The organism is Aeromonas sp. 55A (genome assembly GCF_051919665.1).
Classification (GTDB): Bacteria; Pseudomonadota; Gammaproteobacteria; order Enterobacterales; family Aeromonadaceae; genus Aeromonas; species Aeromonas veronii.
The window spans coordinates 576,861-591,968 of the sequence record NZ_JBQBEH010000008.1 but is presented as its reverse complement, the minus strand read 5'-3'; the positions used below and the strand labels follow the sequence as shown (position 1 = coordinate 591,968).

Genomic DNA, 15,108 nt, shown 5'->3' with positions numbered 1-15,108 from the left:
CTGCTTGTTGCGTTGTTGTTGAAATTAAAGTAATGATACCAATAGAAGTACGGACGCACCGGCCATTTGTGTGATGAATATCATCATTTATCTCTGCCGAGTTGGTGGTTATCTGCACAAAACATTGCGGAATTGTATAACTCAATCATTTACACCCGTGGTCAAACCGTCTAAGTTACTCGCGGGTTATTCCAAAAAAATGCAAAAAACCCGCCCGGATCGCTGGTTTCGCTGCCTCATGGATTGAGCAAATATTGCCCAAGGTAACAACCGGCATCTGCGGCTGATTTACGGACGAATTATTTGGGACGGATGTCCCCCGCAGAGGTAAACATGTCCTTGCTCGAAGTAAAGAACTTGCGGATCGAGTACCCCTCCCGCTACGGGGTGCTGGCCGCGGTGAAGGATCTCTCTTTCTCTATCGAAAAGGGTGAGATTGTCGGGGTGGTCGGTGAATCCGGCGCCGGCAAGTCCACCATCGGCAACGCCGTTATCGATCTGCTGAGCCCGCCGGGTCGCATCGCCCGTGGCGATATCTATCTCAATGGCGAACTCATCTCCGGCAAGAGCCAGAACGAGATGCGGGCCATACGTGGCTCCCGTATCGGGTTCATCTTCCAGGACCCCATGACCTCCCTCAACCCGCTGTTCACCGTTGAGCATCAGCTGGTGGAGACCATTCTGGCCAATACCGACCTCTCTCGCGAGGCCGCTTTTGCCAAGGCGCTGGAGCTGATGGGGGCGGTGGGTATTCCGCAGCCGGAGCTGCGCATCAAACAGTATCCGCACCAGTTCTCCGGTGGCATGCGTCAGCGGGTGGTTATCGCCATCGCGCTCTCCTGCGATCCGGAGCTGATCATCGCCGACGAGCCGACCACGGCGCTCGACGTCTCCATTCAGGATCAGATCCTCCAGCTTATCCGCGCCCTCTGCAAAGAGCGTCAGGTGGGCTGCATGCTGGTGACCCACGACATGGGCGTGGTCTCCAACGTTACCGACAAGGTGGCGGTGATGTATCGCGGCGATCTGGTGGAGTTCGGCCTGACCGAACAGGTGCTGGGCAGCCCCAATCACCCCTATACCCGCAGCCTCATCTCGGCGGTCCCCCGTTCCGATGTGAAGCTGGTGCGCTTCCCGCTGGTCTCCTATATCGAGGATGCCAGTGCGCCGGATACCAATATCGACCTCAAGACCCACTGGCTCGGCCAGAGTCAGGACGAGCGTGCCTATGAAGGGGCGCTGCTGCGGGTGGAGAACGTCGATCTGAAGTTCGTCACCAAGGACTCCATCTTCCCGAGCCGCCGCCAGTATGTACGCGCCTGCAACAACATCAGCTTCGAGATCTTCGAGGGTGAAACCTTCGGTCTGGTGGGGGAGTCTGGCTCAGGCAAATCGACCATTGCTCGCGCCATCACCGGTCTCTATCCGCCTGATACCGGCAAGATTTTCTTCGAGGGGATCGATCTCACCGCCCTCAAGAGCGAGCGCGAGCGTCGCCCGCTGCGTCGCCAGATGCAGATGGTGTTTCAGAACCCCTATTCCTCGATGAACCCGCGGATGAAGGTGCGCGACATCATTGCCGAGCCGATCCGCTTCCATCAGCTGGCGAGCAGCGAGAGCCAGATCGAGGGGATTGTCGGCGATCTGCTGGATCACGTGGGTCTTGGCCGTGGTGCTGGCCTCAAGTATCCCCACGAGTTCTCCGGCGGTCAGCGCCAGCGTATCTCCATTGCCCGCGCATTGGCCACTCGCCCGCGCTTCCTTATCTGTGACGAGCCGACCTCGGCGCTGGATGTGTCGGTGCAGGCCCAGATCCTCAACCTGCTCAAGGATCTGCAGCAGGAGCTCAAGCTCACCATGCTGTTTATCAGCCACGATCTGCCGGTGATCCGCCAGATGTGCGACCGCATCGGGGTGATGCAGCACGGTAATCTGGTGGAGGTGGCCGAGACCGAGAAACTCTTTACCAATGCCGAGCATGAGTACAGCCGCAAGCTGATCTCCCTCATGCCGGAGTTCAAGGGAATGTCCCGCGAGGGGCTGGAAATCGCAAGCTAGGAGAGCGCCGGTGCGCCGGTCTGCTTGTCAAAAAAAGTGTCATAAGAAAGCCAAAAGCATGGAGAACAAGATGAAGAAAGGATTGTCCAAGATTGCCCTGGCGCTATTTGCCGCCGGTTTCGCCTTCAGTGTCTCAGCCGCTGATATCAAGGTGGGTGTCGCTTCTGACGCCACTTCGCTGGATCCGCAGGAGCAGCTCTCCGGTCAGACCCTGGAGATGTCGCACCTGGTATTCGATCCCCTGATGCGTTACACCCAGGACTTGCAGTTCGAGCCCCGTCTGGCCGAGAAGTTCGAGCGTGTCGATGACAAGACTGTCCGCTTCCACCTGCGCAAAGGGGTCAAGTTCCACTCCGGTAACGACTTCACTGCCGATGACGTGGTGTGGACCGTCAACCGTCTGAAGTCCTCTGTCGACTTCAAGGCGATCTTCGACCCCATCGTCGAAGTGAAGAAGGTAGATGACTACACCGTCGATCTGATCACCGCGAAGCCCTTCCCGCTGATCCTGCAGACCGTCACCTACATCTTCCCGATGGACTCCAAGTTCTATACCGGCAAGACCGACGCGGGCAAAGACAAGGCCGAGATCGTCAAGAACGGCGACTCCTATGCCTCTACCCACGTCTCCGGTACTGGCCCGTTCACCGTCAAGTTCCGCGAGCAGGGCGTGAAGCTCGATTATGCCCGCAACCCCAACTACTGGGACAAGGCCTCCAAGGGTAACGTCGAGAATCTGACCGTGGTGCCGATCAAGGAAGACGCGACCCGCGTAGCCGCTCTGCTGGGTGGTGACGTGGACGTGATCTACCCAGTTGCGCCGAACGATCTGGAGCGGGTGAAGAATGGCAAGGACTCCCAGCTGGTGACCCTGTCCGGTACCCGCGCCATCATCATCGAACTGAACCAGAACACCAACCCGGCGCTGAAAGACAAGCGCGTGCGCCAGGCGATCAACTACGCCATCAACCAGGTGGGTATCGTCGAGAAGATCAACAAGGGCTTCGGTACCCCTGCCGGCCAGCTGAGCCCGAAAGGCTATGCCGGTCACAACGAGGCGCTGGTGCCCCAGTATGATCTGGCCAAAGCCAAGCAGCTGATGAAAGAGGCCGGTCAGGAGAAGGGCTTCAAGATGACCTTCATCGCCCCGGCTGCCCGTTACGTCAACGACGTCAAGATTGCCCAGGCGGTCTCCGCCATGCTGGCCAAGATCAACATCAAGGTGGATCTGAAGACCATGCCGGTGGCCCAGTACTGGCCGGAGTTTGACAAGTGCGCTGCCGATATGCAGATGATCGGCTGGCACTCCGACACTGAAGATACCGCGAACTTCTTCGAGTTCCTGACCTTCACCAAGGATGCCAAGACCGGTATGGGTCAGTACAACTGCGCCGGTTATGCCAACGCAGAGGCTGACAAGCTGGTCGAGCAGGCCAACGCCGAGACAGATCCGGCCAAGCGTGCCGAGATGCTGAAGAAGGTGGAAGCCATGGTGATCGAGGATGCAGCTTATGTGCCGCTGCACTGGGAAGATCTGGCCTATGGCGCCAAGAAGAACGTCGACATCAAGCCGGTGGTCAACGTGATGAACTTCCCTTACCTGGGTGACCTGGTGGTCAGCAAGTAAGAGAACGTCGCAAGGAAGGACGGGGCGGGGTGGTCAGCTGGCCACTCCGCTCACTAACAGAAGCCTGTGCCACGACACAGGCCACGTAGAAGGACAAGCATGTTTACATTCCTGCTGAAACGGTTCTATCAGGCCGTGATAGTGATGTTCGTCATCAGCCTGGTCGCCTTCTCCATCCAGGATAACCTGGGTGACCCGTTGCGCGAGCTGGTGGGACAATCCGTCTCCGAAGCCCAGCGTCACGAGTTGCGCGAGAAGATGGGCCTTAATGATCCCTTCCTCATCAAATACAGCCGCTTTCTGAAAAATGCGGTGCATGGGGATTTGGGCACCTCCTATTTCTTCAAGCGACCCGCTCTCGAGGTGATCCTCGACAAGCTGGTGGCTACCCTTGAGTTGGTGTTTGCTGCCGCGCTCATCATCGTGGTGGTCTCCATTCCACTCGGTGTCTATTCGGCGATCCGCCCGCGCAGCATTCCCACCAAAATCATCATGGCAGGGAGCAGTATCGGTATCTCGATCCCGGTATTTTTGACCGCCATCATGCTGATGTATCTCTTCTCCATTCAGCTGGGCTGGCTGCCGGCCTATGGTCGCGGCGAGACCCGCAACCTGCTGGGTTGGGAGTCGGGCTTCTTCACCTGGGACGGTATCAAGCACCTGATCCTGCCTGCGGTGTCGCTCTCTTCCATCATGCTGCCGCTGTTTATCCGCCTGGTGCGCTCCGAGATGCTGGAGCAGCTCTCCTCCGAGTACGTCAAATTCGCCCGCGCCAAGGGACTGGACAACAACAAGGTCTATTACAGCCACGCCCTCAAAAACACCATGCTGCCGGTCATTACCGTCGGCGGGGTGCAGATCGGCACTATGGTGGCCTACACCATTCTGACCGAGAGTGTGTTCCAGTGGCCGGGTACCGGCTTCCTGTTTCTTGAAGCGATCCACCGGGTCGATACCCCGCTGATCACCGCCTACGTCATCTTCGTGGGATTGATCTTCGTGGTGACCAATACCCTGGTCGACCTGCTCTACGGGTTGATCAACCCGACCGTTAACCTGACTGCCAAGGGGTAAGCGCATGACTAATGCTGTAACTGCAAGCCCAAGCCGTTGGGCACGTTTCAAGAACTCCGACATCGTCTACTACTTCCTGCGGGACAAGGTAGCCATGTTCAGCTTTGCGGTGTTCGTGGTGTTCGTGGTGGCTGCCTTACTGGCACCCTGGATCGCCCCGCACAACGTCTATGACCAGACCAGCTTCGACCTGATGGATGCCGAACTGCCTCCTTCATGGCTGGATGGCGGCGAGGAGCGCTTCTGGCTCGGCACCGACAACCAGGGGCGGGATATCTGGAGTACCATTCTTTATGGTGCCCGTATCTCCCTCACCATCGGCCTGTTTGCGGTGGGTCTGCAGCTGGTGCTGGGGATTGTCATCGGTTTGATCGCCGGCTACTTTGGCGGTCGCATCGATAACCTCTTGATGCGCTTTGCCGACGTGCAGCTGTCGTTCTCCACCATGATGGTGGCGATCATCATCTCCGCCATCTTTCAGGCGACCTTTGGCTCCGAGTTCTACTCGCGCTTTGCCATCGTGATGCTGGTGGTGATCATCGGGATCGCCGAGTGGCCGCAGTACGCCCGTACCGTGCGCGCCTCGGTGCTGGCGGAGAAGAAGAAGGAGTATGTGGAAGCGGCCAAGGTGATGGGGTTCCGCGCCCCGCGCATCATGTTCCGCCACATTCTGCCCAACTGCCTGTCGCCGATTCTGGTTATCTCCACCGTGCAGGTGGCCAACGCCATCATGAGTGAGGCGGCGCTCTCCTTCCTCGGTCTGGGGATGCCGGTTGATCAACCCTCGCTCGGTTCGCTTATCAGCGTCGGTTTCAACTACATCTTCTCCGGCTCCTGGTGGATCACCGCCTTCCCGGGCATCTGTCTGGTGGTGCTGGTGCTGGTCATCAACCTGCTGGGTGACTGGCTGCGGGATGTGTTTAACCCCAAGATCTATAAAGGGTAATCCGGGTTAGAAACGCAAAAATAAGAAGGGCGCCAATGAGGCGCCCTTCTTTTGTTTGATAGCTTTAAGCGTTATCAGGCTTGCAGCCAGCTTTCAATACTGCGCTGGATGCCTGCATCGTCCAGACCGAGCAGGGCATAGATCTCCTGCTGGGTACCCTGTTCCACGAAGCGATCCGGCAGGCCGAGGTTGAGCACCGGCTTGCACTGTTTGCAGCGCATCAGCAGCTCGTTCACCGCCGAACCGGCGCCGCCCATGATGGCATTGTCTTCGATGGTGACGAAGTGATCGTGGCTGGCCGCCAGCGACAGCACCAGCGCCTCATCCATCGGCTTGACGAAGCGCATGTCCACCAGGGTGGCATCGAGCGCTTCGGCCGCCGCTTTGGCGTGTTGCAGCAGAGTACCAAACGCCAGAATGGCGGTGCCTTTACCCTCTCGAATGATGCGTCCCTTGCCAAGCGCCAGCGCCTGCATCTCCTGCGAAATGGGGGCATCGCTCAGGCTGCTGCCACGTGGGTAGCGCACTGCTGCCGGCCCCTGATGGCGATAGCCGGTATAGAGCATCTGACGGCATTCGTTCTCGTCGGAGGGGGTCATGATCACCATGTTGGGCACGGTGCGCAGGAAGCTGATGTCGAACGCCCCCTGATGGGTCGGGCCATCGGCGCCCACCAGACCGGCCCGATCGATGGCGAACAGCACCGGCAGCTCTTGCAGCGCCACGTCGTGGATCACCTGATCGTAGGCACGCTGCAGGAAGCTCGAATAGATGGCGACCACCGGCTTCTTGTCTGCAATGGCGAGACCGGCAGCAAAAGTGACCGCGTGCTGCTCGGCAATGGCCACATCGAAGTAGCGATCCGGATACTGCTGGCTGAATTTCACCAGCCCGGAGCCTTCACGCATGGCGGGGGTGATGCCGACCAGCTTCTCGTCTTTGGCCGCCATGTCACACAGCCACTGGCCGAAGATGGCCGAGAAGGTGGGCTTGGCACCACTCGCCTTGGGCAGGGCGCACTCGTCCGGATTGAACTTGGGCACGGCGTGATAACCGATGGGGTCTTTCTCCGCCGGCTCGTAGCCCTTGCCCTTCTTGGTCTTGACGTGCAGCAGCTGCGGGCCCTTGAGATTGCGCATGTTGCGCAGGGTCTCGACAAGCGCCTCGATATCGTGACCGTCGATGGGGCCGATGTAGTTGAAGCCAAACTCCTCGAACAGGGTGCCGGGCACCACCATCCCCTTGAGGTGCTCTTCGGCCCGCTTGGCCAGCTCCTTGACCGGCGGCAGACCGGCCAGCACCTTCTTGCCGCCTTCGCGGATGGTGGTGTAGAGCTTGCCGGACATGACCCGGGCTAGATGGTTGTTGAGCGCCCCGACATTCTCGGAGATGGACATCTCGTTGTCGTTGAGGATCACCAGCATGTCTTTATGGACATCGCCGGCGTGGTTGAGCGCTTCAAAGGCCATACCTGCGGTAATGGCACCGTCACCGATCACCGCAACGACCTTGCGACCCAGCCCTTCACTCTCGGCGGCAACCGCCATACCGAGTGCAGCACCGATGGAGGTACTGGAGTGGCCGACGGAGAGCACGTCGTACTCGCTTTCACCACGCCAGGGGAAGGGGTGCAGGCCATCCTTCTGACGGATGGTGTGGATCTGGTCACGGCGCCCGGTCAGGATCTTGTGGGGGTAGGCTTGATGGCCCACATCCCAGATCAGCCGATCGAACGGGGTGTTGTAGACGTAGTGCAGGGCCACGGTCAGTTCGACCGTGCCGAGACCGGAGGCAAAGTGTCCGCTGGAGCGGCTGACAGAGCGCAGCAGATATTCGCGCAGCTCGTTGCACAGCACCGGCAGCCGATCTTTGGGCAAGGAACGCAGCTCGACCGGAGTGTCCGCGAGGGCCAGGTTGGGGAAATTGCTAATATCAACGCTCATATTGTTACTGTTATCCAGCGTTTAGTGGGTTCGCTCGATGATGTAATCGGCAAACGCTTCCAGAATATCGGTATTGTAGGGCAAGGATTGCAGGGCTGTTAAGGCTTTACCGTGCAGTTCGCGAGCCAGCTCACGGGCATTTTCGAGTCCGAGCAGGGCCGGATAGGTACTTTTCTCCAGCGCCAGGTCAGAACCTTGTGGCTTGCCCAGGGTGGCGGTATCACCTGTGATGTCGAGGATGTCATCCTGCACCTGAAAGGCGAGGCCAATCGCGGCGGCATAGGTTTGCAGGGCAGCCAGCGTGGCGTCATCGACATCGGCTTTGCACAGGGCGCCGAGCGCCACGGCGCATTCAATCAGCGCACCGGTCTTGTGGCGGTGTACCTGCTCCAGTTCGGCAAGCGTGATCTGGCGCCCTTCGGCCTGCAGATCCAGCGCCTGACCACCACACATACCCAGATAGCCGGAGGCGCGGGCGAGGGTACTCAGCATCCGCACCCGGTTGGCCATCAAGGTATCGGGCATGGGGTGATCGGCCAGAATGGAGAACGCCAGGGTCTGCAGCGCATCACCGGCCAGAATGGCGGTTCCTTCGTCAAACGCCTTGTGAACGGTTGGCTGACCACGACGCAGGTCGTCGTTATCCATGGCGGGCAGGTCATCGTGCAGCAGGGAGTAGGCGTGGATGCACTCCACGGCAGCCGCGGGGCCATCCAGCAGTTCGCTCTTGACGCCCAGCATCTCGCCGACCGCGTAGACCAGAAACGGGCGAACCCGCTTGCCGCCCAGCAGCAGGCCATAACTCATGGCATCGCGCAGGCGTGGCGCCATGGCGGGCAAGGATTCAAGTTGTGCTGACAAACAGTCGTCAATACGCTGACGATGCAGACGGGAAAAATGGTCCAGCGCCACTCACTCCTCTCCTTGTTCTGGCTGGAAGGGGGCGAGCTGGTCACTGCCATCGGCTTGACTGAGCAGGATCTGGATCTTCTGTTCGGCCAGTTCCAGCTTCTGCTGACCGGCCCGTACCAGATGAACGCCCTGCTCGAACTGCTTGAGTGCCTCTTCCAGGGGTAGGGAACCTTGTTCCAGCTGATGAACGATGGTTTCCAGCTCTTCCAGAGTGGCATCAAAACTCAGACGGTCGATTTTTTTACTGGCCATGTCCATCCTCGGGGATTGAAAAAAACGGCTTATATTAACATCGACCGTCCACAGGGGGGAGGCAGAAAAGCATTGCCCCCTCAAACTCTCGCTAAACTGGCCGATAATGAGCCATCATTCTCAGTGGATGCATGCTTGCCGCTAGGGTCGCAATAGCAGAAAATTCAACAAACTATAATTAGGCATAAGAACCGGTGACAGGAGTAGGGACGTGGATCTAGGCAGTCTGATAGGGATAGTGCTGGGTTTCGGGGTGGTGGTGTACGGCATGCTGCTGGGTGGGCCCATGAGCATGTATGTGGATATGCCATCGGTCTACATCACCATCTTTGGTTCCATCTTCATCGCCATGATGAAGTTCAACCTTGGCCAGTTCCTGATGGCATTCAAGGTGGCGGGTAAAGCCTTTATGTACAAGGGCGACAAGCTTGAAGACCTGATTACCAAAGCCGTTGAACTGGCTGACGCGGCTCGCAAAGGGGGCTTTCTTGCGCTGGAGGCCGCAGAGATCCCCAATGCATTTATGAAAAAAGGGATCGACATGCTGGTGGATGGTCACGATGCCGAAGTGGTGCGTGCCGTGATGGAAAAGGATATCGACCTGACAGCCGAGCGCCATGTCATTGCCATCAAGGTCTTCCGTACCCTTGGGGATCTGGGCCCTGCTATGGGGATGATAGGTACGTTGGTGGGTCTGGTGGCCATGTTGGCCAACATGAGTGACCCCAAGTCGATCGGGCCGGCGATGGCGGTGGCCTTGCTTACCACCCTGTACGGTGCGATAGAGGCCAATATGTTGGCGATCCCGATTGCCGACAAGCTGGAGCTGCGCAGCGGGGAGGAGAAGCTCAGTCGTACCCTGATCCTTGATGCCATTATGGGGATTCAGGATGGTCAGAACCCGCGGGTGATCCAGTCCATGCTGCAAAACTATCTGAACCAGTCCAAACGTAATACCGGCACCGAATAGGGGGCGTTATGTCTGATTGCAAGTGCCCGCCACCAGGGCTCCCTGGTTACATGGGAACCTTTGCCGACCTGATGTCGTTGCTGATGTGCTTCTTCGTGCTGTTGCTCTCCTTTGCCGAGATGGATGTGCAGAAATTCAAGCAGATCGCCGGTTCCATGGACAAGGCATTCGGGGTACAGAACATCCTTGAGGTGAAAGATATTCCCAAGGGAACCTCGGTGATTGCCCAGGAGTTCAGGCCCGGTCGCCCAGAACCCACGCCAATTGATACCGTGATGCAGCAGACTATCGATCTGACCCAGACCGAGCTGGAGTTTCTGCCCGGCGAGTCGGATCAGGCCGGTGGTCAGGACAAGAGTGATGGCAAACAGACGGGGGGCGATACTGCGCAGGATGCGAAGAAGGCGCAAGAACAGTCCAATACCTTGGCCAAAGCCCTCGCCGAGCAGATGAAAGATCAGATCCAGGATGGCGCCATCGAAATTGAGGCGCTGGGCCAGCAGATCATCATCCGGATCAGGGAAAAAGCGTCTTTCCCGGCCGGTTCGGCATTTCTGCAGCCACAGTTCTGGCCGGTCATTCGCAAGGTCGCGACCTTGCTCAAGGATGTGCCGGGTGAAATCACCATCTCCGGTCACACCGACAACGTGGCGACCGAAGATGAGCTGTTCCAGTCCAACTGGGAGTTGTCGTCGCAACGGGCGGTGGCGGTTGCGCACCAGATGCTGAAGGTCCCCGGTTTTGATCAGGGGCGGCTGGTGGTGCAGGGGATGGCGGACTCCCAACCATTGGTGCCCAATACCACCCCGGAAAATCGTCGGATGAACCGGCGGGTGGAGATCGCCATCATGCAGGGCAAACCGACCGTTTCGGCCCCCATTTCCGTACCGGAAGGGAAGTAAGCGAGGGGAATGCCGATGACGCAAGTGGGATCTGCATCAGGGGGCTGACGTGGATTTTGTGTTGGCTTCATATTAAGATGCCTCATCCGAACCGATTGCTGCGGCCTCCTTGCAGATGGCCGCAGTTTCTATTTTCAAGCAACCCAGGTTTCGACTATGAATCATACTCCGATGACTGTTCGCGGCGCTGAGAAGCTGCGCGAAGAGCTCGATTATCTCAAGACCGAGCTTCGTCCCCAGATTATCGAAGCGATTGCCGATGCCCGTGAGCACGGCGATCTGAAGGAAAACGCCGAATACCATGCCGCTCGCGAGCAGCAGGGGTTCTGTGAAGGCCGCATTCAGGAGATTGAAGCCAAGCTCTCCAATGCGCAGGTGATCGATGTCACCAAGATGACCAACAACGGCCGCGTTATTTTTGGCGCGACAGTGACTCTGCTCAAGAGCGAGACAGAGGAAGAGGTGGTTTACCGCATCGTGGGTGACGATGAGGCTGATATCAAACAGAACCTCATCTCTGTCAACTCCCCCATTGCCCGCGCCCTGATTGGCAAGGAAGTGGACGATGTTGCAATCGTCAAGACCCCTGCTGGCGATGTGGAATACGAAGTACTGGAAGTCGCTTATATCTAAGCGAATGCTACAGACGATGAAACAGGGGGGCTGGTGCTCCCCTGTTTGTCTTTATCTATATGATGATTGATAAAAATCAGGACAGATATGCCTCGGTAAAGGCGTCCTGATGACGCTGAAACAACCAGTGGCGCAGCCGTTCGATGTTGCTCTCGCTCATTTGAAAGCTCAGTGCCCAGGTGGCATGGTCGGCATTGGCTTTAATGCGCCTAACCAGTCGGCCCTGTAGTGGAAGAGGGGGCTCTTGCTCGATGCAGAGCTCGCCGTTGATGGGGGTATCGGCCACCATGTCGGTCGGCAAATTTTCCACGATGAGGCCGTTGAGGGAGAGGCTGAGTACCTGAAACAGGCCCAGTTCGCTGCATAGCTTGGCTTTTTGGGTGAGACGCCAGGCGCGCGGTTGGGCAAACCCCAGCTCCCTGATGACCGGTGCAGATAAGCGGGGCTCGACGAAGCCATCTTCCCCTTGGGTAAAGCTCAGAGGAAAACGCAGCTGATGGCCTGCGAAGCGGGCTTCGAGTACAAGGTGTTCGGCTTTTTGCAGCAAGCCAAGCATGGGGGCATCGAGGTGACCACTCAGAACATGGGTGTCCTGATTGCTCCCCAAGTCCCGCAGCATGGCCAGCTCATCGTCGGTCAGAATAGGATGGTGAGCCATAATGCGTGTCCGGAAGTATTCATCGCAGGTTAAGGGCTTTGCGACTACTTTGGCAAGCGACTCGGGAAGAAGTGGAATAAGGAAAGAGCGATGCTCTTTCCTTTTACTTGCGGGGCAGCTGGATTTTGGGTTCGTTGGCTTGACGATAAATGGTCAGCACATGACCCATGCTTTGCACCTTGATTGAACCGGTTTCACGGACGATAGCATCCATAACCAGTTGTTTCATTTCGCGATCTTCAGAGGCAACCTTAACCTTGATCAGCTCGTGATGGTTCAGTGCCAGATCGATCTCGGCCAGTACACCTTCGGTCAGACCATGCTGACCCAGCAGGACGACAGGCTTGAGGCTATGGGCAAGGCCCTTGAGGTACTGTTTCTGTTTATTGTTGAGAATCATCGCAATTTCTTCATAAGTCAGGGTTGAAAGGGGCGTATTCTACCCCCACTTAGCCCTTAATACTAATAACCCTTGTGGTTTTTTAAAGTCGATTATCATGACCCAGAAAAAACGTTCCCCCAGTTCAACTCGCTGGTTAAAAGAACATTTCGACGATCAATACGTCAAAAAAGCCCAGAAAATGGGCCTGCGTTCTCGTGCTGTTTTCAAGATTGACGAGATCCAGGGCAAGGATCGCTTGCTGAAACATGGCATGACCGTAGTGGATTTGGGTGCTGCCCCCGGTGGTTGGTCCCAGTTTGCGGTTGAACAGGTTGGTGATTCGGGTCGCGTCATCGCATGTGACATTTTGCCGATGGATCCCATTGCTGGTGTCGATTTCCTGCAAGGGGACTTTCGGGAGGAAACTGTACTCGGCGCCTTGCTGGAACGAGTGGGTCCCGACAAGGTCGATGTCGTGATGTCTGATATGGCGCCCAACATGAGCGGTACCCAGCAGGTGGATCAGGCTCGCGCCATGTATCTGGTCGAGCTGGCACTGGACATGTGCAATCAGGTATTGCGTAGTGACGGCAGTTTCGTAGTGAAGGTGTTTCAGGGAGAGGGCTTTGATGCCTATCTCAATGAAATTCGTAAACTTTTCTCCGCTGTCAAAATTCGTAAACCAGACTCATCCCGCGCCAGATCACGGGAAGTCTACATTGTGGCTACCGGTTTTAAACTGTAGTACCCTAACCTTCATCGTTAACTGTCAGTCTGCGAGGTTACTGATTTGAGTGACATGGCGAAAAACTTAATCCTGTGGCTGGTCATCGCCGTCGTTTTGATGTCGGTGTTCAATAGCTTCAGCCCCAGCGATACCACCAGTCGCCAGCTGGACTATTCCAGCTTCGTTAAAGAGGTGACCCAAGAGCAGATCCGTGAAGTGCGGATGGACGGTAAGGTCATTAATGGCGTCAAGCGTACTGGTGAACGATTCACCACCATCATCCCTGCGCCGGATCCCCAGCTGCTCAACGACATGCTCAATCACAATGTCAAAGTGATGGGCGAGAAGCCGGAAGAGCCGTCTCTGTTGACCTCTATCTTCATCTCCTGGTTCCCGATGCTGCTGCTGATCGGTGTCTGGGTCTTCTTCATGCGTCAGATGCAGGGCGGCGGTGGCAAAGGTGCCATGTCGTTCGGCAAGAGCAAGGCTCGCCTGATGAGCGAAGATCAGATCAAGACTACCTTTGCTGACGTTGCAGGTTGTGATGAAGCCAAGGAAGAGGTGAAGGAGCTGGTCGACTATCTGCGCGACCCGAGCAAATTCCAGAAACTGGGTGGCAAGATCCCGACCGGTGTGCTGCTGGTTGGTCCTCCCGGTACCGGTAAGACCCTGCTGGCCAAGGCTATTGCGGGCGAGGCCAAGGTGCCGTTCTTCACCATCTCCGGTTCCGATTTCGTGGAGATGTTCGTTGGTGTAGGTGCCTCCCGGGTGCGTGACATGTTCGAACAGGCCAAGAAATCATCCCCCTGCATCATCTTCATCGATGAAATTGATGCGGTCGGTCGCCAGCGTGGCGCCGGTCTGGGTGGCGGTCACGATGAACGTGAGCAGACCCTTAACCAGATGCTGGTCGAGATGGATGGTTTTGAAGGCAATGAAGGCATTATCGTCATCGCTGCCACCAACCGTCCTGACGTACTGGATCCGGCACTGCTGCGTCCGGGCCGTTTCGACCGTCAGGTGGTGGTCGGTCTGCCTGATGTCCGTGGTCGTGAGCAGATCCTGAAAGTGCACATGCGTAAAGTTCCGCTGGCGGATGACGTCAATCCGGCGCTGATTGCCCGTGGTACCCCCGGTTTCTCCGGTGCGGATTTGGCCAACCTGGTCAACGAAGCAGCTCTCTTCTCTGCCCGTGAGAGCCGCCGAGTGGTCTCCATGGCCGAGTTCGAGAAGGCGAAGGACAAGATCATGATGGGTGCGGAACGTCGCTCCATGGTGATGAAAGAGTCCGAAAAAGAGATGACTGCATATCATGAAGCTGGCCACGCCATCATTGGTCGTCTGGTTCCGGATCATGACCCGGTTTACAAGGTCTCTATCATTCCGCGCGGTCGTGCGCTGGGTGTGACCATGTATCTGCCGGAGCAGGATCGCTGGAGCCACTCCAAGCAGCATCTGGAGTCGATGATCTCCAGTCTGTATGGCGGTCGCCTGGCAGAAGAGCTGATCTACGGTGCCGAGAAGGTATCGACCGGCGCGTCCAACGATATCGAGCGGGCGACCGACATTGCACGCAAGATGGTGACCCAGTGGGGTATGTCCGAGCGTCTCGGCCCAATGCTCTATGCGGAAGAAGATGGCGAGGTGTTCCTCGGTCGCAGCATGGCCAAGGCCAAGCACATGTCCGACGATACCGCTCGTGTTATCGATGCAGAGGTCAAGCAGGTCATCGACCGCAACTACGCCCGTTCCAAGCAGATCCTGCTGGATAATATGGACGTGTTGCACAGCATGAAAGATGCGCTGATGAAGTACGAGACCATCGACGCCAAACAGATCGATGATCTGATGGCGCGTCGCGAGGTACGTGCTCCGAGCAACTGGCATGACGAGCACGGTGATACTCCGCAAGGTGGTTCCACCGTGGCTGCCGAGGCCAAGCCTGCCGATGAGGCTGCACCGGTGGCGGATGTCACTATCGACAAAGCCAACGATGCTCCGGCCAAATAATTGTGACTCTCCAA

General features: G+C 57.3%; 14 protein-coding genes. 9 read left to right on the top strand and 5 right to left on the bottom strand.

Features of this window, described 5'->3' with window-relative positions; translation table 11 throughout:
* The first annotated feature begins 333 nt into the window (after nt 1-333).
* From ACTG2G_RS06635 to ACTG2G_RS06620, 4 genes are all read left to right on the top strand, one after another.
* Entirely contained in the window at nt 334-2,058 is a 1,725-nt protein-coding gene (locus tag ACTG2G_RS06635) for a dipeptide ABC transporter ATP-binding protein (protein ID WP_203119592.1), read from the top strand.
* Between the two features lie 70 nt (nt 2,059-2,128).
* Nucleotides 2,129-3,685, top strand: a complete 1,557-nt coding sequence (locus ACTG2G_RS06630) for an ABC transporter substrate-binding protein (RefSeq protein ID WP_439985297.1) — start codon at nt 2,129-2,131, stop codon at nt 3,683-3,685.
* A gap of 99 nt (nt 3,686-3,784) precedes the next feature.
* Entirely contained in the window at nt 3,785-4,759 is a 975-nt protein-coding gene (locus tag ACTG2G_RS06625) for an ABC transporter permease (protein ID WP_005338853.1), read from the top strand.
* Between the two features lie 4 nt (nt 4,760-4,763).
* The gene (locus ACTG2G_RS06620; RefSeq protein ID WP_041207967.1) at nt 4,764-5,705 is read left to right on the top strand and encodes an ABC transporter permease; all 942 of its coding nucleotides are present in this window, start codon (nt 4,764-4,766) and stop codon (nt 5,703-5,705) included.
* A gap of 74 nt (nt 5,706-5,779) precedes the next feature.
* On the opposite strand, the gene dxs is transcribed toward ACTG2G_RS06620, so the two are convergent.
* From dxs to xseB, 3 genes are read right to left on the bottom strand one after another with little or no spacing between them, the layout of a single operon-like run.
* A complete protein-coding gene (gene dxs / locus ACTG2G_RS06615) occupies nt 5,780-7,648 on the bottom strand; it encodes a 1-deoxy-D-xylulose-5-phosphate synthase (protein WP_421387222.1) in 1,869 nt (622 codons plus the stop codon).
* Between the two features lie 21 nt (nt 7,649-7,669).
* Complete coding sequence (gene ispA / locus ACTG2G_RS06610; protein ID WP_042080637.1) at nt 7,670-8,560, bottom strand: (2E,6E)-farnesyl diphosphate synthase; 891 nt, start codon at nt 8,558-8,560, stop codon at nt 7,670-7,672.
* A complete protein-coding gene (xseB, locus tag ACTG2G_RS06605; RefSeq protein WP_005338838.1) occupies nt 8,561-8,812 on the bottom strand; it encodes an exodeoxyribonuclease VII small subunit in 252 nt (83 codons plus the stop codon). It abuts the gene before it with no gap.
* A gap of 211 nt (nt 8,813-9,023) precedes the next feature.
* Between xseB and pomA the strand changes: the two genes are divergently transcribed.
* From pomA to greA, 3 genes are all read left to right on the top strand, one after another.
* The gene (pomA, locus tag ACTG2G_RS06600) at nt 9,024-9,782 is read left to right on the top strand and encodes a flagellar motor protein PomA (protein WP_421387221.1); all 759 of its coding nucleotides are present in this window, start codon (nt 9,024-9,026) and stop codon (nt 9,780-9,782) included.
* An 8-nt stretch (nt 9,783-9,790) separates the two neighbouring features.
* Nucleotides 9,791-10,684 (top strand): flagellar motor protein MotB, encoded by an 894-nt coding sequence (locus ACTG2G_RS06595; RefSeq protein WP_005349528.1) that lies wholly within the window; start codon nt 9,791-9,793, stop codon nt 10,682-10,684.
* 156 nt (nt 10,685-10,840) lie between these two features.
* Nucleotides 10,841-11,317 (top strand): transcription elongation factor GreA, encoded by a 477-nt coding sequence (gene greA / locus ACTG2G_RS06590; protein WP_005343528.1) that lies wholly within the window; start codon nt 10,841-10,843, stop codon nt 11,315-11,317.
* A gap of 76 nt (nt 11,318-11,393) precedes the next feature.
* On the opposite strand, the gene ACTG2G_RS06585 is transcribed toward greA, so the two are convergent.
* Together ACTG2G_RS06585 and yhbY are read right to left on the bottom strand one after the other, a co-directional pair.
* Nucleotides 11,394-11,975, bottom strand: a complete 582-nt coding sequence (locus tag ACTG2G_RS06585) for a PilZ domain-containing protein (RefSeq protein ID WP_139461167.1) — start codon at nt 11,973-11,975, stop codon at nt 11,394-11,396.
* Nucleotides 11,976-12,078: 103 nt separating this feature from the next.
* Nucleotides 12,079-12,375 (bottom strand): ribosome assembly RNA-binding protein YhbY, encoded by a 297-nt coding sequence (gene yhbY, locus ACTG2G_RS06580; RefSeq protein WP_005338829.1) that lies wholly within the window; start codon nt 12,373-12,375, stop codon nt 12,079-12,081.
* 97 nt (nt 12,376-12,472) lie between these two features.
* On the opposite strand from yhbY, the gene rlmE reads away from it, so the two are divergent.
* Complete coding sequence (gene rlmE / locus ACTG2G_RS06575) at nt 12,473-13,102, top strand: 23S rRNA (uridine(2552)-2'-O)-methyltransferase RlmE (protein ID WP_005338828.1); 630 nt, start codon at nt 12,473-12,475, stop codon at nt 13,100-13,102.
* 45 nt (nt 13,103-13,147) lie between these two features.
* Complete coding sequence (ftsH, locus tag ACTG2G_RS06570; protein ID WP_005343537.1) at nt 13,148-15,094, top strand: ATP-dependent zinc metalloprotease FtsH; 1,947 nt, start codon at nt 13,148-13,150, stop codon at nt 15,092-15,094.
* Nucleotides 15,095-15,108 lie beyond the last annotated feature (14 nt).

Coding starts and splice junctions, on each gene's coding strand:
- ACTG2G_RS06635 (WP_203119592.1), top strand. CDS start 334: ATGTCCTTGCTCGAAGTAAAGAACTTGCGGATCGAGTACCCCTCCCGC.
- ACTG2G_RS06630 (WP_439985297.1), top strand. CDS start 2,129: ATGAAGAAAGGATTGTCCAAGATTGCCCTGGCGCTATTTGCCGCCGGT.
- ACTG2G_RS06625 (WP_005338853.1), top strand. CDS start 3,785: ATGTTTACATTCCTGCTGAAACGGTTCTATCAGGCCGTGATAGTGATG.
- ACTG2G_RS06620 (WP_041207967.1), top strand. CDS start 4,764: ATGACTAATGCTGTAACTGCAAGCCCAAGCCGTTGGGCACGTTTCAAG.
- dxs (WP_421387222.1), bottom strand. CDS start 7,648: ATGAGCGTTGATATTAGCAATTTCCCCAACCTGGCCCTCGCGGACACT.
- xseB (WP_005338838.1), bottom strand. CDS start 8,812: ATGGCCAGTAAAAAAATCGACCGTCTGAGTTTTGATGCCACTCTGGAA.
- ACTG2G_RS06595 (WP_005349528.1), top strand. CDS start 9,791: ATGTCTGATTGCAAGTGCCCGCCACCAGGGCTCCCTGGTTACATGGGA.
- greA (WP_005343528.1), top strand. CDS start 10,841: ATGAATCATACTCCGATGACTGTTCGCGGCGCTGAGAAGCTGCGCGAA.
- ACTG2G_RS06585 (WP_139461167.1), bottom strand. CDS start 11,975: ATGGCTCACCATCCTATTCTGACCGACGATGAGCTGGCCATGCTGCGG.
- yhbY (WP_005338829.1), bottom strand. CDS start 12,375: ATGATTCTCAACAATAAACAGAAACAGTACCTCAAGGGCCTTGCCCAT.
- rlmE (WP_005338828.1), top strand. CDS start 12,473: ATGACCCAGAAAAAACGTTCCCCCAGTTCAACTCGCTGGTTAAAAGAA.